This window comes from Streptomyces inhibens (assembly GCF_022221585.1).
In the GTDB taxonomy this organism is placed as follows: Bacteria; Actinomycetota; Actinomycetes; order Streptomycetales; family Streptomycetaceae; genus Streptomyces; species Streptomyces inhibens.
Window position 1 is genome coordinate 9,427,592 of record NZ_CP084681.1, and the last position, 18,329, is coordinate 9,445,920.

An 18,329-nucleotide genomic window follows, 5' to 3' on the forward strand; every position below is an offset into this window, starting at 1 on the left:
ACGGACGGGGACGGGGAAGGGTGCGCGTGAGCAGGGCGCATCGTGGTTCCGCGGCAGCCCGGACCGGCCGCGTCGGCGAATGATTGCGCGGGCGGGCAGCGGAAAGCGCCGCCCGTCAAAGCCGCCACGCGGGTGGCGAGGGCCATGCGCGTCCGCGTCGAGGAGGAGCGGCCGCCGGGCTGCGGGGCCGAGGCCCGACGGCAACCGGCCGAGGGGCAGGCCGACTCAGTCGGCGGTGGCCCGCACGGCCTCCTCGATCAGCTTGATGACGCGCTCGGGCTGGGCGAGCATCACCAGGTGCGAGGAGTCGACCTCGACGGTGGTCATGCCGGCCCGCTGGTAGCCGTAACGCTCCACATCGGGGTTGATGGTGCGGTCGGCTGAGGCCACCAGACCCCAGGAGGGCTTGGTCTTCCAGGCCGCCTTCGGAGCCTTCTCGGCGAAGGCCTGCGCGGCCAGCGGACGCTGGGAGACGGCGAGGACGGCCGCGAGGCGGGGGTCGACGTCGGCGGCGAAGATGGACGGGAACTTGTCGATCTCGACCGACACGTCGGTGCCGGGAGTGGTGGAGCCCTCGATCGGGAACGGCGTGTAGACGAGCGCGGTGGCGAGGTCGGAGTCCGGGAAGCCACCCTGCAGCTCGCCCAGGCTCTCGCCCTCCTCCAGGGCGTAGCCGGCCAGGTAGACCAGCGCCCTGACGTTGTCCTCCACGCCGGCGACGGTGATGACGGCACCACCGTAGGAGTGTCCGACCAGGATGACCGGTCCGGGTATCTCACGGACGATCGAGGCGATGTAGGCGGAGTCGCCGAGCAGACTGCGGTTGGGCACCGCCGGCGCCACCACGTCCAGGCCGCGGGCGACCAGTTCGGGGATGATGCGGGCGAAGCTGGACGCGTCGGCGAAGGCGCCGTGGACCAGGACTACGGTCGGGCTGTCGGAACGGGACAAGGCACAACTCCTGTTGATGTCGTGGTGATCGGATGATGCGCGGCCGGGCGGTCGGGTCAGGTCCGCTGCCTGTGCTGGGAGCGAGTGGCGCCAGGAGACACGGACGGCTGCCTCGGTCGAGGTACTTCGCCGGGCGGGACCGGCGCAGGCGGTGTCCGAGCCGGGCGATGGGCCGCTTGAACAGCACATTAAGGGCGGACGGTGGAGGCGCCTTGTCTGTTGGTGCACCACCTGTGGTCTGTCCGCGCCTCCGAGTGGTGCGGGGACGGACGTCTTCGACGGCCTTGCGCAGCGGCGGGCCGGGATGCGTCCCTTCCTGGCACTTTCAGGCAAGAAGCGGTGCGTCCGAGGACAACAGGCGGCGAGATGTTGGCCCTAGCGTGATGACATCCCGCGCCGCGAACGCCCGGACGTCGGACGCCGATTGGCCGATGCCGTCCGTACAGCGCCCTGCCTCATCGAGGCGGAGCGTGGTCCTGCGCGCGCCAGTCACTCCGGACGAAAGAACGAGACCTTGCCGTACATCACCGTGGGTCAGGAAAACTCCACCACCATCGACCTCTACTACGAGGACCACGGAACCGGGCAGCCTGTCGTCCTCATCCATGGCTTCCCGCTCGACGGCCACTCCTGGGAGCGGCAGAGCGCCGTGCTGCTCGACGCGGGCTACCGTGTGATCACCTACGACCGCCGCGGCTTCGGACAGTCCAGCCAGCCCGCGATCGGCTACGACTACGACACCTTCGCGGCGGATCTGAACACCGTCATGGAGACCCTCGACCTGCGAGACGCCGTCCTGGTCGGCTTCTCCATGGGCACTGGTGAGGTCGCCCGCTACGTGTCCACGTACGGCTCCGCCCGAGTCGCCAAGGTCGCCTTCCTGGCCTCGCTGGAACCCTTCCTGCTCAAGAGCGACGACAACCCGGACGGGGTCGCACCGAAGGAGTTCTTCGACGGCGTGGTCGCGGCCGTCAAGGCGGACCGCTATGCGTACTACACCGCCTTCTACAAGGACTTCTACAACCTGGACGAGAACCTCGGCACCAGGATCAGCGAGGAAGCGGTCCGCAACAGCTGGAACGTCTCCGCGGGCGGTGGCTTCTTCGCCGCCGCTGCCGCGCCGTCGACCTGGTACACCGACTTCCGGGCCGACATCCCGGCCATCGACGTCCCGGCCCTGATTCTGCACGGCACGGGCGACCGGATCCTGCCCGTCGAGGGAACCGCGCGACCTTTCCACAAGGCGCTCCCGTCCGCCGAGTACGTGGAGGTCGAGGGCGCCCCGCACGGACTGCTGTGGACCCACGCGGAGGAGGTCAACACCGCGCTCCTCGCCTTCCTGAGGAAGTGACCCTCCGCCGCAGGCCCGCCCGGCGGGTCTGCGGATCGAGGCTGCCGTCGGGATCTCTGGGGACGGGGATCCCGACGGCGCTCATGCGAGGCCGGGTACCGCTGCGGTGAGCGGCGCCGGTCGTTCGAAAGGAGCCGGGCACCTGCGGCTACCGGTGTTGAGAGGCGGGGAGGAGGACCACCCACCGGTGCCGCGAAATTCAACGGCCCTCGGGGATGCTGTCCTGAGCGCTCAGTGCCCCACTGTGACCGCCTGATCTGCGAAGACATCCCCATGCGTGCCCGAATCGGAGAGGGGACGTTCCCGGGCGGACTGTGGCGATCACCTGACCTGCGGCTTCGCAATTTTCCGCAAGCCCCGCCGCAAGCCCCTGCCGCTCAAGGCCGGGGGAGCGGCACGCTGGGCCTGTAGGTGTCGCAGGTGCTGCCGGCCGTCGTAGACGTGCAGGCTGAACGTCCCGGGCCCGGCAGTCCGGCCTCGTCGTAGCTGTCCAGGACGTCCTCGATCCGCGCCCACACGTGCACCGGTCCGGCCTCGCGTACGGCCCAGCCCTCCGCCTCGGGGTGAGGATGGCTGTGGAGCCGGTGACGATGTCGGACAGGTGCACGACGTCGCCGACATGTGTCATCTGCACGTTGGGGACGGCGCTTTGGGCGAGGAGTCGCAGGTGGATTGCTTCCTCGGTCGCGGCGGTGATCCGCCGGGGGCTGTGCCGGGCCGCCCTGGGCTTCTCCGGCAGGCCAGCGGCCCAGTTGGCGGGGTTGCCGAACGACGGCGCTGTGTGGGTCCGTGCCGACATGAACGACACTGTGCCGGGCAGCAGTTGGCCTTCGGCGGTGCAGTCCTCGGCGACGGTCAGCAGCATCCGCGCGTAGCCGCAGAGCCGGCCCGACAGGGTGAGCAGGAGCTTCGCGCCCGGTCGGGCCTGAGCGAGCAGCGCGGGCGGCACGGCTCGGAAGGAGCAGGCGGCCACGATCCGGTCGCGCCTCGGGCCAGTACCCGTAGACCCCGTCGGCTACGGCCCGTGGCGAACGCCGAGCCTGGAGGTCGAGCGTCGCGGGCCTGTTCTCGTCAACTCCCGTCATGACTGGAGCTGACGGGTGTCAAAGACGGTTCTCCCGCTCATTCTGCTCACGCTCCTCCATCTCCTCCATCTCCTCCAGCCACTCGTCCATGGTGCTCTTCGCGAAGTCGTAGACGTCGCTGCGCGGAGGGATCTCCTCATGGCGTCTGGCCGCGCCCAGGCCGTTTCGTTCGGATCACCGTGCAGACCGAACGAAGCCGCTCCGTCCACCGGAGTGTCGGTTCGCTCGGAGGCACATCCGTACGGATGGCCGGTGGGTGCGGAAATGCCTGCCACTGATGGGGCAGCCAGGACGCGAGATGGTTAGAAGCACAGCCGCGAAAGAGAGCGCACCGCATGACTGACCTTTTCACCATTTCCGTCGACGCCGTGGAGGGCATGACCTTCCGTGGGCGGGTGCACATCATCAACCCTGACGCCGCCTCGGGCCCCAAGGGCCGGACCTTCCCCTGTCGCTGATCTTCGAGACCTGGTTCCCGGAGGACGACGAGGCGCCGAGCTGGCGGAGGTCGGCGAGGAGGCCCCTTTCGTTACCGCACAGCGCCCCGAGGTGGAGGCAAGGAAGGAGACACATGCTGGATTAACGAGCTCGTGCATGGTTGGCGGTGGCGCGTCGAGGATCGTGATCGTTGATCATGGTCTGTGTGGTGGGGAAGCGGGCGCGTGCAGTGATCATCCATAGTCAGCGGATCACAGGGCTCACCCCCGATGTGATCGCTGAACTCATCGCTGAGATCGGCCCCTTGTGGCACGAGCGGCACCAGGCCGTGCTCACGGCGCGTCCCCGCAGCCGGGCCGTGGGTGCCGGCGCGAAACACAAACTCGTCTTTGCCGACCGCCTGTTGGCAACGCTCATCCACCTCCGCCACGGTGCCACCCACGACGTACTGGCCTGCTGGTTCGGCGTCGACCGCTCCACCATCACACGCGCAATCGGTGAAGTACTGCCACTGCTGGTGATGCGCGGCTGCACCGTCGCGCCCGACGTCCGCCTCCGGACACTCGCCGAAGTCGTCGACCATCTCGGTGCGAGGGGGCAGACCGGGATCATGGACGGCACCGAGATCCGGGTCCGCCGCCCGGCCGTCGGGCGCAAGGACCGGGAGAAGTTCATCTCCGGGAAGAACAAGCAGAACGCCGTCAAGTCCATGGTCGTCACGGACGCCGATGGCAGGCTGCCGTTCTGCAGCCCGGCCGAGCCGACCAGCTGCGCCGACACCACCCATGCCCGGCAGTTAGGCCTGGTCAAGCTGCTTTCGGACGGGCCCCCACTCCTCTCGCCGTATCCGCGTCGAGCATGGCATCGCCCACCTCAAAAACTGGCGAGCTCTCGCACGCCACCACGGCCGCCGTGAGCACATGACCGACACCATCCAAGCCATCGCCGGACTGCTCTCCCACCAGCAGACCGCCACCCTGGCGACCGATTGCCACGTGTGAACACCAGGCGGAACCGAAGTCCTCGAGGTCTCAGCGCCAACCATGCACGAGCTCGTTAGGCTGCACACCATGAACGTCTCGAACAACATTTCGCCCGGTGCGCAGCTCCACGGGACCGTCATCCAGGGCGGCCAGGTAGGCGGCACCCGTGTCCCTTCGATCGACACCACCAGGATGGCCGCGAAGCTCGCGCAGAAATTGGACCAGGAGGGACCTCTGCTCGCTCTGACGACTGCGGGGCAGGCCGAGGCAACCATCAGGCTCCTTGCATTGGTGGCCGAAGATCACCCCCCGCTCGCAGACGTGGCGGACAGGTTGGCCGAAGACCTGCAAGCCCGCCTCGACGCACACAAGTAGCCCAGCAGGCGGAGCAAGGACCACCAACTAGGGCTCCACGCAAGTGGTCAGTAGGTGTTTTTCAACCTGCCGAGATCCCTCGTGGCAGGTGGCATCGGTGACACTGGCGCTGGTGTGGCGGGCGTCAGCGGTCGACGTGGCCTTCGCGGAGAGGACCGCCTGTCAGGTTCAGCACTCGGATGGCTGAGGTCGCCAGCGGTGTGGGGTCAGCGTGTCTGGCCAGGGCGAGGTGTCCGTCGAGCAGGCCCTTGCCGAGTACGGGGTCAGCTGCTCTCAAGCGCCTGGGCAGCCATTTTCCGGCACCGTTCCACGTGCGATGGTGCGCGGTGAGCAGGTGCGCCGCTTCGCGCAGGACCCGGTCTGCCACGGCCAGCTGTTCGTGAGGGTCGCTGTTGGGGCCGGTGTCAGTGAGATCGTCCAAGAGGTCTGTGAGCAGGGCGCGCTGGGCGTCGCGCTCGGGCCCGGTTAGGGGATCTGGGCCTGCTGCCAACAGGGCTTTGGCCTCTTGGCGAAGCGCCTCGACATGGCCGTTGGGGTCGTGGAGAACGAGGGAATCAGCGAAGAGAAAGAGAGTGGTCGCCCTGCGCGTCGTGCGGCTTTCCGCGAAGGCCGTTCGCAGGTCGGAGCGACTGTTGAGGAAGACCTCAGCCAGGAAGTCATCGTACCGAAGCACCTCACGACGTCTCATGCCGTGATCAGGGAGAAGGACTGTGATGTCCAGGTCACTGCTGGGAGTGGACTGACCGCGTGCGGCCGAACCGCCCAGCACCGCGCCGATCGCTTCCGGATAGCGCGCGGAAACGAGTCGGCTGGCCGCACGGACGTCTGCCGCTGCCTCGTTGGAACCGAGCCGAAGGCCTGACATTCCTGTATGGGGATGCGGCTGGGGATGCATGGCCGTCATCGTGCCAGGTCGGGCTAGGACCGCATCGTCCAACTGCCGGTGCGAGGTCCTTTGTGGGTCAGGCGCTTGGTCATCACGGTGATGAGCGCCCAGTTGAGATGGGCCCGATGGTGATTAGAGCAATGGTCAAGAGTTGTGGATCGGGTGAATCTCCACGGTCGAGAAGGTCGACTCGATGGGGTTCGTGGTCCGCAGGTGGATCCAGTGCTCGGCCGGGAAGTCGTAGAACGCCAGCAGCTCCTCCGCATCGTCGGTGTTCTTCGCGACGGCCTTGGGCCACTTCACCCCGTAGGTCTCGGTGGAGCCGATCCCGAGTTTCACAGCGACCGCCTTCATCGCGGCCACTCGGTATCGTGCTCAGGCCGCACCTCGGCGGCCAGCTGCACCGCACGGCGGCGCAGCTCAACGGGATCCTCGACGGACGTGCCATGGCCTGATGGAATCAAGCCTCCACAGACCCCCGGAGCGGTTCGGTGTTCCTTTCTGCGGAAGCTGCCGAGAGCGAGTGGAGTGGGAGGGGAGCCGGTCATGACCCTGTGTGTGACAGGTGCGCGGGTGGCACAGCCGCCCCGCGATGCTTGATGTTGACGGCCGAAGCCTTGGCCAGTGCCACGGGGTTCAAGAAACGCAGCGGACCGATCAGGCGGGATGCAAACAGATGCATGTGCCGCGCCACCGATTCATCGCGCGCTGCCGCCGAAAACATCAGTCGCTCCAAGGGATTGAACGGACGGGCCTTGGCGAAGTCGGCGGCCAGGTACTGGTGACCGCGCAACTGGCGCTGGTGTCTGCGTGCATACACCACGAGCGACCTATTGAGGTCGCCCCGACCCGTTGCGGCCGAGGCGACCGCCTCCGCCAGCCATTGCGCGGACTGCAGAGCCCACCCGCATCCCACTCCCCACAGGGGATCGCCGGTCAGGGCGGCGTCGCCGATGAACGCGACGCCCGGTGCGGTCGGCTTGCGGCTGTGAAGCGGGTAGTTGACAGTGCCGGTGATCTTCGTGATGCGCTCGGCGGAGTCGATGGGCGGTGCCTCGGGCAGGGCGCGGACGAATCCGAGGAAGCTGCCCTCCAGGTCTTCCCGGAAGGCCGGCAGTCGCTTCTTGTCCGGGAGCACGGCAAGGACCGTCACCCCGTCGTCGTTCGGAAACGCGTACGCCATGTCGGGCTCGAGGAACCAGGCGTGACTGATCCCGCCGTGCAGCGGCAGATTGCGGAAGTGCGCGAGATAGCCGAACCGCGTGTTCTCGTACAACTGAGCAGGCACCCCGGCGAACTTCGCTACGGCCGAGTCCTTGCCATCGGCGCCGACCACCAGGCGGGCCCGGATCTCGCGCTCGCCCTGTGGTGTCGACGTGCGCACCCCCAAGGTTCGCCCGGCTTCCCGGACCAGCCCGGTCACATGGTGACCGAGGAGCAGATCGACGCCAGGGGTTTCCGCTGCATGGGACCTGATCAACGGGTCGAGGGTGCTGCGCCGGATGTTGTACCCGTGCGGCAGTTCGGGGCCCGCCGGCGCGGCCCTTGGCTCGATCCATCCCCAGCGGGTGTACCAGCGGGCCTGGTTGCGGACGGCTCCCGCCTTCTCGAGAGCGGGGATGAGGCCGAGTTCGTCCAGCACCGGGTAGGCGTTGGCCGTGAGGGAGTGGGTGCACAGCGCCTTGTACGCTTCGGGGTCCGAGCGGCGTTCCAGCAGTGCGACGCGGACACCGCGCCGAGCGAGCAAGATCGCCGCGGCGCTGCCGGCGAGGCTGGCTCCGCTGATGACGACGTCGTAGTCGTATCCCGCGCTCTCAGGCTTGGTCATGCGCTGATCGTTCCCTTCGGAGTGTGGCGCCGTTCGTGGGAGTGGTGCAGTGCCACTGCTGTCAGGTGCATGAACGGTTGTCAAGAGTTGTGGATCGGGTGATGTGTGATCAGGCTGCGGTGGCTTCCTCCGTGCGTCAGCCAGGGCGCCGTTCTCGAACCTCGCGCCGGAGCGGACCAGCGCGACCAGGTGGGCCCCGATGATGGCCCGCCAGCGTTCCTGGGCGGATTTGACTCGACCAACTTGAACACCGTCGCCCAGGGCGGCAGCCGGGCCTGCACGCACCGCGGGTGATCTTGGTTCGAAGGTTCACGGTCGAGAAGGTCGACTCGATGGGGTTCGTGGTCCGCAGGTGGATCCAGTGCTCGGTCGGGAAGTCGTAGAACGCCAGCAGCTCCTCCGCATCGTCGGTGATCTTCGCGACGGCGTTGGGCCACTCCGTCCCGTAGGCCTTTGTGAACGCTTCGATCGCCTTCTCCGCGTGCGCGCGGTCCTCGGCGTTGTAGATCTCCTGCATCGCCTTCGTCGCACCCGGCTGCGCGTACTTCGGCAAGGCGTTCGTGACATTCCGGGCCTTGTGAACCCGACACCTCTGATGGCGGGCGCCCGGGAACACCTCGGCCAGGGCCCTCCACAGCCCCACAGCCCCACAGCCCCATCGCCCCGTCGCCGACGCCCAGCTCCGGGTCGCGCATGCCCCGCGGACGGCAGTCCCGCAGCAGGTCGGCCCACGACTCGGTCGACTCGCGGAGCCCCTCTGCGAGGGCGATCAGCTCCTTGGTGCCGTCCAGCCGCACCCCGAGCAGGACCAGCGCGCAGGAGTGCGCCTGCCCGAGAGCCTCACCTTGGGGTGCACGCCGTCGGCCCACACGTAGACGAAGTCGCGGTCGGCGAGATCACGCTGCTGGAAGGCAGCGTGGTCGTCCTGCCACTGCTTCGTCAGCCGGGTCACCGTGGCCACCGACAGGCCGGCCGCACCGCCGAGGAACTGCTCCTGCGCGGGCACGAAGTCCCCCGACGACAGGCCGTGCAGGTAGAGCAGCGGCAGCACCTCGGACACCTTCGGCGACTTTGCGGCACCACGGGGCCAGGATCTTCGAGGAGAACCGCTTGCGCTCGCCGGTGGCCTCGTCGACGCAGCGTTCACCCGGGGCGCGGCGACCTCGACCGGACCGACCGCGGTGACGACCGTGCGGGCCCGGTGGCGGCCGTTGCGGACCACCAGGCGGTGCCCGCGCTCATCCCGTTCGGCGGCCAACTCGGCCATGTACTGGTCGACTTCCGCCTCGAGCGCGGCGGCCGGCATCCGGCTGGCGCCTTCGCGGACGATCTCGTCGATCAGGGAGCCGGACTCGGTGGTGCCGTCGGCATTCACCACACTCAGTACGGGCGTGCTTTCCCAGCCCGCGCTGCAACGCGGGCCTACTCGGTGACTGGTTGATCAATCACCCGGGAAGGTACGCCCTTCGCGTGCTCCCGGGAGCTGATCCACAAGTCCTGAGCATTGCTCTGGCGATTATTCGGTCGCAGTCGCCAGGGCTCGTTGGTAGACAGATGCGGTGGCAGACGACGGCTCCAGCGAGTTTCAGGCAGGGCAAACGGGACTCATCGTGAAGATCCCCGAGGCCGAGCCTGCTGTTCGTGCGTGGCGCGAACAGCTTGACCCCTCAGCCCGCGCGGGTGTTCCAGCGCATGTCACGGTGCTCTTCCCGTTCCTCGAAGAGAGCCGCATCGATAGCGCCGTCTGCGCTGCTGTCGGGGAGGTGCTGGAAGGGCACCGGGCCTTTGAGGTTCGGTTCGAGAGCTGTGGACGGTTTCCCGGGGTGCTGTATCTCGTCCCCGAACCGGACACGCAGTTCCGGCAGCTCACTCAGGCGATAGCCGATCGATGGCCACAGACCCCGCCGTTCGGCGGCCAGTTCACAGACGTCATCCCGCACCTGACCGTGACCCAAGGTCAACAAGCCGCTGTCCTGGAGAAGGTTGAGGCCGACCTCCTCGGCTGTCTCCCCATCACAGCGCGCGTATCGTCGGTAGAACTCATGGTTCACGACGGCACGGGGTGGCATGAGCGAGCGTCCTTCGCTCTCCAGTGACGACGAGCACCAGCCCGTTTCGGTCCGATCACTCCTGTCTGATCCCAAGACACCCCTGCTCACTCCCGTCTGGGCCCTGGCACACGCAGAGTTCGGCGGCACTACCGAAACATGACGCGACAGTGCCCCTATCCCAGCGACCTCTCCGATGCCCGCTGGGAGTTGATCGACCCCACCTTGACCGCTTGGCGGACCGAACGCAGAGCCAGCGGTCTGGGCATCGGACGCCCGCCCCAGCACGATCTGCGCCGAATCATGGACGCAATCCTGTACGTCGACCGGACCGGCATCCCCTGGCGCTACCTGCCGCGCAACTTCGCCCCCTGGGAGACCGTGCGTGTACGGCTACTTCGCCGCCCGGCAGAAGGACGGCGCATTCAACCAGCTCAACGGGCTGCTGCGGCGACTCGTACCGCGTCACCAAAGCCTGGACCGATACCGGCTACCGCACCAAGGCCATCGACCACGGCGCCCGTCTCGGCATCGACGTCGAAGTCGTACGCCGCGATCCCGCCGAGAAGGGCTTCAAGGTGATCCCCCGGCGCTGGGTCGTGGAGAGAACGTTCGGCTGGCTCATGCACCACAGGCGCCTGGCCCGCGACTACGAAACCCACCCGCACCGCTCCGAAGCCATGATTAACCTCGCAATGATCGACCTCATGAGCCGACGCCTCACCCGCGAAGCGACCCCGAACTGGCGCGGGCACCTGATCGATATCACGGCACCATCGCACACTGCCGATTACTCCCGCAGGGCGGTGAAGCGTTGACTGAGAAGGTCAACACACTCGCGGAGACTGGGCTGCGGCAGCCGAACATGCTCGCGCATCACCACGATGGCCTGCACGTTGTGGCCCACGGAAACGAGGCGGTCCACTTCTGCTTGCGCATCGGCCGGGAGCCTGACCCACAAAGAATCGTCCATCCACGCATTGAACCTGCCAAGCAGCCCGGCCCCCAGGCAGCCCCCGTCCGACGCAATCGCACGGCATTAGCGCCTTCCGGAGCAGACAAGAACCCGACTCGGCCAAACACGCTCGCCGGGACACAACGCTCTTTTACGGGCTGCACGCAGGGCCGGGGCCGCATCGGCGAAGTACACGTCGTTGTGGCGACGGAGTGGGCCCATGCGTCCTGGAAGTGGGGGAGCGGCGGGGAGACTTCCTGGGGCGTTCGGCTGCTGGTGTCCGAGATCGGGATGAAGTCCGCTACCAGGAGGTTCCCGGAAGCCCCATGGGCACGGTGCTTCCCTTCAGCTATCACCCCCATCCGCGCCTGACGGTGGATCCGACGAAGTTGGCCGTCACGCAGATGTGCTTCAACGCCGCCCGGCTGGACCGCTCGATCGCCCTGTACACCGAGGGCCACATCCGGGTGGCCGCGCCCCAGTTGGAGCAGATCGCCATCCGGAACTGAACGTCACTACCAGCACGTCCCGCAGGCCGGGCAGGCGAGAGTTGGCCTGGATCAGCGGGGTGACTTCATGCCGGACACGCTCGTCGTTGACGAGCACCAGATCCAGCGGATGCCCCAGTGCCACCTCGGCCTGGCGTTGATCGTCCAGGTCGTACAGGATCGTCGTCCCGCCGCTGACGTTCTCCCGCCGCACCAGGACCATCATCACGAATCTGACCCCGTCACGGTGCCGGCCCTCCGGGGTCGGTGAGGCGCTCGCGGTGCCCTGCGCCGTGATGCGGAACTGGTGGACCTCGACATGCCAGTCGTCGTCGGGGGACAGCTGGCCGAACACCTCGGCTCCCAGCTCCAACAGGCTGTTCATCGTCCGGCTGTACAAGATCTCGTCACGGACCGGAGCGAAGAAACGGGGGAATCCGCCGTTCAACCAGTTGTGCTGGAGATGCTGATAGTGGGCCTGGGGTGGATTGACATAGAAGGTGTAACTGGAGGCGCATGCGCGCAGTGTTGAGAATCGGCGGCGCCGGTAGCGGCCACCATCGTTCATGAAGCCGTCGAGCGGCATTCGGGACCAGCTCTGCTGGAACGCGTCCCAGTCCGAGAGCGAGCGGGGATTCCGGGACAACAACAGCGACTGAGCCCATTCTCCGGGCAGGATGCACGCGTTGTCCCGGTCGAGCTTCCGACACAGCTCACCGACGGCGGCAGAGGGTGGCGTGGGGATCGCCGTGCACGGGCTAAACGGATCGCGCCGAATGGCCATGGCGTCACACCTTTGGGGAATTGACGCTCTGTAAGTGCGAGAGATACAAGTGTAGAAGTTGGCGCGGCGGCATCGGAAGGCGCTCATGCCTCTCCGCTCCCCGGCACCGTACCTTCTGGGGGATGTTCGACATGCCGGACACCAGGTAGGCCTGTCGTGGCCGCGCGCAGGACGAGGGTTGTAGCTGCGATTGCGCTGGCTTGCGCCAGTGCCAGCTCGGGGGTTGCCACCGAGCTCGTGCCCGATCAACTGCCGGACTGGCTGGTGAAGAACTCCGCGCTCGCCTGGGCCGCCTTCAGCATCACGGCACTGCTGTGTCTCGGGGTCGCGGCATGGCAGGCATGGATCGAGCCGCAGGAGGATCCCGCACCCGATGCTCCGGTTCAGCAGCAGCACCGGAGACTGATGCTCCAGCGCCAGCGGGACTTTTGGATCGACGGGGTCCTGAACCAGTCGCTGGAGGTGGTGACGAGGCTCGAGCTGGGGCTGGAGACCCGCTCGGACGCTGTCGAGCGCCCGTGGAACGTAGTGGTGTACGACGATCCGGACCGGCCGCGTGCACTTCCGCCGGGAACATCCGCCATCGATGTTTTCGACCAGTCCGGAGGCTCCCTGCTGATCCTTGGCATGCCCGGGTCCGGCAAGACGACGTTATTGCTTGAGATAGCCGCGGAGCTGCTTCAGCGGGCGCAGTCTGACTGCGAACAGCCGATGCCCGTCGTCTTCAACCTCTCCTCGTGGGGGAAGTCCGAAAGTCCGCTCGACCAATGGCTCGAGGACGAGCTGCATCGCCGGTACACCGTTCCGCGAAAACTGGCCCGGCAGTGGCTCCACGACGAGATGATCCTGCCCCTTCTGGACGGTCTCGACGAGGTCAGAGTCGACCGCCGCGACGGCTGCGTCAGGGCGATCAATGACTTCCTCGGCGCGAACGGCCCTCTGCAAATCGTCGTCTGCTCGCGGGTCGCGGACTACGATGCCATCGGCTCGCGGCTCCGCCTGAACAGGGCTGTCCTGATTCAGGACCTGACGCAAAGCCAGGTACTCACCCACCTCGCCGGCGCCGGAGCCCAACTCGCAGGGCTACACACGGCTATTGAGCATGACGATCAGCTGCTGTCACTGCTCTCCTCTCCGCTGCTGCTGAATGTGGCCTCCCTGGTCTATCGGGGCTTGTCCGCAGAGGAACTGGAGGCCGAAGGCCGGGTTGCGGACCGACGTTCACACCTGATCGACAGCTATATCCAGCACACGCTGCGCCGCAGGCCGACCGGCCGTGCCTACGATGACGAACGCGTCGTCCGCTGGCTCGGTGAACTCGCGCATCAGATGAGCCAGGACGACCAGACTGTGTTCCACGTGGAGTGGACGCAGCCTATGTGGTTGTCGAGCCCGCTGCTGAGGATCATGACGGCATGCTTCTCCCCTCTTCTCCTCGGGGTGGCGATGGCTCTGGCGACCGGGTACGCAATCGACCACGCCAACACCCTCGGTGCCAGGCTCTTCGGCTTGGGGAACGACGTCTATGTGGCGGGCATGTCGACGGGCTGGCTCACAGGTGCAGCGATCGGGGGGCTGGTCTGCGTCTTTGCGTTCGACAGAGCGATCCGTCCAGCCGAGATCATCTCTTGGTCGTTGCACTCCCTGCGGCAGAACGCCGGCCGGCAACTGCGCTCGGCCCTGCCCTGGGGCGTCGCGCTCTCAGCCATCGTTGGGACCATCATGCACGTGTGGGGCCTGACCACCACCGTGGTCTTTGCGGCCTTCTTCATGGTCTTGCCGATCACCTTCTATGTGGTGGTCGGTGGGGTGTCGCCGCAGCTTCGAGAGGCCCGCATCAGTCCGAACGAAGGAATGCGCCGCTCTCTGATGAACGCTGTCGCCGTCGGTCTGCCCGGAGGAACGGCCATCGGCATCCTGGCAGGAGTGGCGTTCGGGGCACGAATGACGTTGCTGTTCGGCTTGATCGATGGGCTGACGTGCGGCATTTCCGTGTTTGTTCTGACGGCGTTGCACACCGGAGGACGTGCCTGGCTGCACCACTACACCCTGCGGGTGATGCTGGCGCTACAGGGCCGCATCCCGCTGAGGTGGGTGCGGTTCCTGCAGTACGCGAGCGACCGTATCCGGCTCCGCCGGGTCGGCGGCGGCTACATGTTCGTTCACGGCCTGTTCCTCGACCACTTCGCGGCCCTGCACGCCCGTGCCGTGAATGGCTCGGCACCTGCCGGGCCGTCGGCCCGGTGAACGTGCCGACACGTCACCCCATACGCCTCACCCGAGACTCCACCCAAAACTGGCGCGGCATCTGATCGACATTGCGGCACCATCGCGCGCTACCGGTTACTCCCGCAGGGCGGCGAAACGCCGATTGAGGAGGCCGACGCACTCTCTGAGACTGGGTTGCGGCAGACAGGCGTGCTCGTGCATCACCCCGCCCCCACCGCAACCCCGACGCGGCCGCCACCGACCACGCCCTGACCATCGCCCGCAACTCCACTCAGGCCCCGACCGACACTCTCCTGGCCGCCGCACGCATCAACGCCCTCCTCGGCCACCCCGCTCTTGGAATCAGGCGATGCCTGCCCGACGCTGGGCGTCACGGCGACCGACGAGGAACCAGAGCAGGCACCCGAAGAAGGGGGCCATCAAGGCGAAGACGACCCAGACCAGCTTCATCCCGCCGGTGAGGTCGGACCTGACGATGCTGAGCAGAGCGCCGAAGAAAAACGCGAGAGCGCCCAGGACCACAGCAGCTCCTGCGCAGGCGATCATGATGTCGCCCGTAGGGGCAAGGGCCATCTGGTGTGCGAGCTGTGCCTGCATCGTTCTCTCCTCTTATTGCTGGGGGGATTCCCAGAGTTCGTCGGTCGGGCTGGACGTGTGGTGACCGGTGGTTGGGGCGTGTGGCGCACCAGGTGTGTGGGTGGAGGTGAGAGGCGGTTACCCGCCTGTGCGGGAGCCATCGGCCGCAGCCACCGGTGCCGGTACCTGTGGATCGGCCGGCTCGGGCGCGTCCGGGCCGGTGCGTGCTCGGGTGTGGGGGAGGGCATGGTTGCGGATGCCGGAGAGGGTTTCGTGGAGGCCCAGGCCCTGGGGGTGGCGGCGGATGCCCCTCACGCAGGCGCCGATCAGGGCCAGGCAGAGCGTCGGCGGCAGCAGCAGAACGAGTCCGGCCACCGGGTCGGCCGCGAGGCTGTACGCCACCTCCTGAAAGTGCACCCGGCCCGCGATCTCGGTCAGCGCGGAGGGGTTGGCAGCGGAAGCGGTGGCGCCGGCGAGGACTTGTCCGGGCGGTCACGTTCGGAGCCAGATGACGAGGGCGGCTGCGGTTGCGGTGCCGAGGTAGACGTAGCCGCGTTTGTCGTACCGAGTGGCGACAGCGCGCTGCTGCTTGAGTCGGTTGATCGCTCGTTCGACGGTGTTGCGCTTCTTGTACCGGTCTTCGTCGAAGCCGGGTGGCCGTCCGCCGTGTGCGCCTTTGTGCAGGCGGGCTGCCTGGCTGTCGGTCTTCTCCGGGATGATGTGGCGGATGCCCCGGCGTCGCAGGTACTGGCGGCAGGGTCCGTTGCTGTAGGCCTTGTCGGCGGCGAGGCTGCCGGGCTTCTTGCGCGGTCGGCCAGGCCCGAGTTTCGGGACGCGGATCTTCTCCAGGACCGGATTGAACTGGGTGCAGTCCGCCCGCTGACCTGGGGTGACGATCAAAGACAGCGGGCGGCAGCGGCCGTCCGCGCTCAGGTGGAGCTTGGTGGTGAACCCGCCGCGCGAGCGGCCCAGGCCTTCACCTCCCGCACCACCTCCACCAGGCGGGCGTGCAGGATCTGCCATGCGGTTTCGTCCTGGTGTTCTGCCGCCTCGGCCCCCTTTGACGCGGGAGCCGACGGCGGGTCGGTGCGGGCCCCGGCCGCGTGCTGATGCGCCCGCACGGTGGTGGAGTCCACCGAGATGTCCCAGTCGATCTCACCCGCCGCGTCGGCCGCTGCCTGGACCTGCTGGAGCAGACGCTCCCAGGTCCCGTCCGCCGACCACAGCCGGTGACGTTCATGGACGGTCTTCCACGGCCCGAACCGTTCAGGCAGGTCACGCCACTGCACACCGGTCTGCACCCGGTGCAGAATCCCGTCGATCACCTGCCGGTGATCCCGCCACCGGCCACAACGCCCGTTGCTGACCGGCAGGAACGGCCGTAGCTGTTCCCACTCGGCTTCCGTCAGATCACCCCGCCCCATACCCAGAGCAACGCCCCGCCCCAGAGGCAAGTCACATGACTGAGCTGGACAGATCCCAAAAGTGCGCTTGACTGCGCGGATGAACATCAACTCGACGGAAGTGAGTCCGTCTGCAACCGTGCAGGTCAGGCGTTTCCGCAACGGTGACTCGGTTGAGCAGCTGACTCTCCTGCTCCACCGCGCCTACGCAGACCACGCCGCTGCCGGGCGGGTCTTCTTCGCCTCCTACCAAAGTCCGCAGGACACTCAGCACCGCTTGAGCAAAGGCGAGTGCTGGATCGCGATGGACGGGAACGCAGTGGTCGGCACCGTCACCGTGTCAGCTCCACACGCCACTCCGGCTGGATACCCTGCGCCGGCAGGAGGCGGCTCGTTCTGGCAACTGGCTGTCGAGCCATCACAAAGAGGCACTGGCCTCGGACAGCGGCTGCTGGCTCTGGCAGAGTCACGGATCGCTGCTCTCGGATCGAGGCAGGTCGTCATCGATACCTCCTCACAGGCAACAGACCTCGTCGACTGGTACCGCCGGCGTGGCTACGCACCGATCGGCACTTGGCGGTGGGACGTCACCAATTACGACAGCATCGTCCTCATGAAGAACCTGCCGACGTCGACTCCTTCGTGATCGGCCGGACAGAACCGAAGACCGCACTAGGGCCTGTGTGATGTCGTGATCAATCTTGCGATCCGGATCCGCCCGGAAGGCGGATCCGGTAGGAAGACGGTCGTGACGCGTAGCCAACTCAGCGACGAGCAGTGGACGTTGATCGAGCCGTTCCTGCCGATAGGCGAGTACGGCCCGTACCCCGGGCGGCTGCGGGAGCAGTTCGAGGGGGTGATCTGGCGGTTCCGCACCAGCAGCCAGTGGCGGGAGATGCCGCATGAGTTCGGCCCGTGGCCGACGGTCTACGGCCGCTTTCGGGTGTGGAGGGACGCCGGTGTCTTCACCGCACTGCTGGAAGGCGTGATCGCCGAGGCCGCCCGCCAGGGGAAGGCGGACTTGTCCCTGGTCAGTGTGGACTCCACTGCCGCCCGCGCCCACCACGACGCCGCCGGGATGCGCATCGGCAAGGAGGTCATGGACGCCCTTGAGGAAGCCGCCGCCGAGCAGGAGCGGGCCCGGCAAAAGGGGGCCGCCGGCCAGAACAGAACGGGCAGGACGGCAATGACGACCCCGAGCAGGAAGAGCGGCGGCGCATCAGGCGACGGCGCAAGCTCCGCTTGAAGGAAGCCCAGCTCGGCAGATCCCGTGGTGGGCTGACGAGCAAGATTCATCTTGCCGCAGACTGCAAGTGCCGTCCGTTGTCACTCGTCCTGACCGCAGGACAGGTCGCCGACAGCCCCCAGTTCGTCCCCGTGCTGCAAAAGGTGAGGGTCCGTCTGCCTGTCGGCCGTCCCCGGACCCGGCCTGCCGCTGTCGCCGCGGACAAAGCCTACTCATCCCGCGCCAACCGCTCTTACCTGCGGAAACGTAACATCAAGGCAGTCATCCCGGAGAAGAAGGACCAAGCCGCCAACCGGAAGAAGAAAGGTAGCCGGGGCGGCCGGCCCACACGCCACAACGCCGATCTCTACAAGGAACGGAATACCGTCGAGCGCCTGATCAACAAGCTGAAGGCCTGGCGGGGCATCGCGACTCGATACGACAAGACGCCCGAGAGCTACCTCGCTGGCCTCCACCTCCGCGCCTCGATGATCTGGATCAACGACCTCCTGAAGCCAACTGGTTGATCACAACATCACACAGGCCCTAGCGGCGAGGGGAAGGGCCGCGCCCCCGCCGAGGCATGTGAGCAGCAGGAGAGGGCTGAGTACCAGGGCGCGCAGGGCGCGCAGCTCCGTGTGGCGGCAGCAGCGCCAGTACCGTTGGAACGGCGCCAACGTGCTGCTGACCGCGCTGGATCTGGCCCGCCGGATCTACCTGATCA

The 18,329-nt window shown here is 67.1% G+C and carries 17 protein-coding genes and 5 pseudogenes; 9 read left to right on the plus strand and 13 right to left on the minus strand.

The genetic code is table 11. The annotated features are described in order from the left end of the window. Positions 1 to 225: 225 nt before the first annotated feature. Positions 226 to 951 carry an alpha/beta fold hydrolase gene (locus tag KI385_RS42420; RefSeq protein ID WP_238577324.1) on the minus strand — a complete coding sequence of 242 codons (726 nt, stop codon included), beginning with the start codon at positions 949 to 951 and terminating at the stop codon, positions 226 to 228. A gap of 514 nt (positions 952 to 1,465) precedes the next feature. On the opposite strand from KI385_RS42420, the gene KI385_RS42425 reads away from it, so the two are divergent. After that, positions 1,466 to 2,302, plus strand: a complete 837-nt coding sequence (locus tag KI385_RS42425; RefSeq protein ID WP_238577325.1) for an alpha/beta fold hydrolase — start codon at positions 1,466 to 1,468, stop codon at positions 2,300 to 2,302. A 377-nt stretch (positions 2,303 to 2,679) separates the two neighbouring features. Here the strand turns inward: KI385_RS42425 and KI385_RS42430 are convergent. Further along, positions 2,680 to 3,324, minus strand: a pseudogene (locus KI385_RS42430) (methyltransferase domain-containing protein); the annotation flags it as partial. Between the two features lie 398 nt (positions 3,325 to 3,722). Between KI385_RS42430 and KI385_RS44110 the strand changes: the two are divergent. From KI385_RS44110 to KI385_RS42440, 3 genes are all read left to right on the plus strand, one after another. Beyond that, entirely contained in the window at positions 3,723 to 3,845 is a 123-nt protein-coding gene (locus tag KI385_RS44110) for a hypothetical protein (protein WP_281066966.1), read from the plus strand. Positions 3,846 to 4,054: 209 nt separating this feature from the next. Continuing rightward, entirely contained in the window at positions 4,055 to 4,741 is a 687-nt protein-coding gene (locus KI385_RS42435) for a transposase (protein WP_238577326.1), read from the plus strand. A 154-nt stretch (positions 4,742 to 4,895) separates the two neighbouring features. Further along, positions 4,896 to 5,183 (plus strand): hypothetical protein, encoded by a 288-nt coding sequence (locus KI385_RS42440; protein ID WP_238577327.1) that lies wholly within the window; start codon positions 4,896 to 4,898, stop codon positions 5,181 to 5,183. 124 nt (positions 5,184 to 5,307) lie between these two features. Here KI385_RS42440 and KI385_RS42445 read toward each other — a convergent pair whose 3' ends face one another. The 6 genes and pseudogenes from KI385_RS42445 to KI385_RS42470 form a co-directional block, all read right to left on the minus strand. Continuing rightward, the gene (locus KI385_RS42445) at positions 5,308 to 6,078 is read right to left on the minus strand and encodes a nucleotidyltransferase domain-containing protein (RefSeq protein WP_238577328.1); all 771 of its coding nucleotides are present in this window, start codon (positions 6,076 to 6,078) and stop codon (positions 5,308 to 5,310) included. 156 nt (positions 6,079 to 6,234) lie between these two features. Beyond that, positions 6,235 to 6,378, minus strand: a pseudogene (locus KI385_RS42450) (transposase); the annotation flags it as partial. Between the two features lie 235 nt (positions 6,379 to 6,613). Beyond that, positions 6,614 to 7,897 carry an NAD(P)/FAD-dependent oxidoreductase gene (locus tag KI385_RS42455; protein ID WP_238577329.1) on the minus strand — a complete coding sequence of 428 codons (1,284 nt, stop codon included), beginning with the start codon at positions 7,895 to 7,897 and terminating at the stop codon, positions 6,614 to 6,616. Between the two features lie 136 nt (positions 7,898 to 8,033). After that, positions 8,034 to 8,540, minus strand: a complete 507-nt coding sequence (locus KI385_RS42460; protein WP_342593511.1) for a transposase — start codon at positions 8,538 to 8,540, stop codon at positions 8,034 to 8,036. A gap of 67 nt (positions 8,541 to 8,607) precedes the next feature. Beyond that, positions 8,608 to 8,694: pseudogene (locus KI385_RS42465) on the minus strand (hypothetical protein); the annotation flags it as partial. Further along, positions 8,667 to 9,275 (minus strand): transposase, encoded by a 609-nt coding sequence (locus KI385_RS42470; protein ID WP_238577331.1) that lies wholly within the window; start codon positions 9,273 to 9,275, stop codon positions 8,667 to 8,669. The pseudogene KI385_RS42465 and the gene KI385_RS42470, both read right to left, overlap by 28 nt. Before the next feature lie 181 nt (positions 9,276 to 9,456). Between KI385_RS42470 and KI385_RS42475 the strand changes: the two genes are divergently transcribed. Together KI385_RS42475 and KI385_RS42480 are read left to right on the plus strand one after the other, a co-directional pair. Continuing rightward, a complete protein-coding gene (locus tag KI385_RS42475; protein ID WP_238577332.1) occupies positions 9,457 to 9,993 on the plus strand; it encodes a 2'-5' RNA ligase family protein in 537 nt (178 codons plus the stop codon). A 111-nt stretch (positions 9,994 to 10,104) separates the two neighbouring features. After that, positions 10,105 to 10,763, plus strand: a pseudogene (locus KI385_RS42480) (transposase). Here the strand turns inward: KI385_RS42480 and KI385_RS42485 are convergent. After that, positions 10,736 to 10,918 carry a hypothetical protein gene (locus tag KI385_RS42485; protein ID WP_238578112.1) on the minus strand — a complete coding sequence of 61 codons (183 nt, stop codon included), beginning with the start codon at positions 10,916 to 10,918 and terminating at the stop codon, positions 10,736 to 10,738. The pseudogene KI385_RS42480 and the gene KI385_RS42485 overlap by 28 nt on opposite strands. Positions 10,919 to 11,311: 393 nt before the next feature. Further along, complete coding sequence (locus KI385_RS42495) at positions 11,312 to 12,172, minus strand: 2OG-Fe dioxygenase family protein (protein ID WP_238577333.1); 861 nt, start codon at positions 12,170 to 12,172, stop codon at positions 11,312 to 11,314. A 237-nt stretch (positions 12,173 to 12,409) separates the two neighbouring features. On the opposite strand from KI385_RS42495, the gene KI385_RS42500 reads away from it, so the two are divergent. Continuing rightward, the gene (locus KI385_RS42500; protein WP_238577334.1) at positions 12,410 to 14,419 is read left to right on the plus strand and encodes an NACHT domain-containing protein; all 2,010 of its coding nucleotides are present in this window, start codon (positions 12,410 to 12,412) and stop codon (positions 14,417 to 14,419) included. 324 nt (positions 14,420 to 14,743) lie between these two features. Here the strand turns inward: KI385_RS42500 and KI385_RS42505 are convergent, their stop codons facing one another. From KI385_RS42505 to KI385_RS42515, 3 genes are all read right to left on the minus strand, one after another. After that, complete coding sequence (locus tag KI385_RS42505; protein WP_238577335.1) at positions 14,744 to 14,998, minus strand: PLD nuclease N-terminal domain-containing protein; 255 nt, start codon at positions 14,996 to 14,998, stop codon at positions 14,744 to 14,746. A 117-nt stretch (positions 14,999 to 15,115) separates the two neighbouring features. Next, positions 15,116 to 15,379, minus strand: coding sequence for a hypothetical protein (locus tag KI385_RS42510; RefSeq protein ID WP_238577336.1), 264 nt, complete (start codon positions 15,377 to 15,379; stop codon positions 15,116 to 15,118). 90 nt (positions 15,380 to 15,469) lie between these two features. Next, a protein-coding gene (locus KI385_RS42515; protein WP_425357045.1) for an IS5 family transposase occupies positions 15,470 to 16,401 on the minus strand; the annotation gives its coding sequence in 2 pieces (ribosomal slippage) (positions 15,470 to 16,063 and positions 16,066 to 16,401; 930 coding nt in all). 79 nt (positions 16,402 to 16,480) lie between these two features. On the opposite strand from KI385_RS42515, the gene KI385_RS42520 reads away from it, so the two are divergent. Further along, a complete protein-coding gene (locus KI385_RS42520; protein WP_238577337.1) occupies positions 16,481 to 17,026 on the plus strand; it encodes a GNAT family N-acetyltransferase in 546 nt (181 codons plus the stop codon). Between the two features lie 102 nt (positions 17,027 to 17,128). Further along, positions 17,129 to 18,132 (plus strand): annotated as a pseudogene (locus KI385_RS42525) (IS5 family transposase). Positions 18,133 to 18,329: the final 197 nt, after the last annotated feature.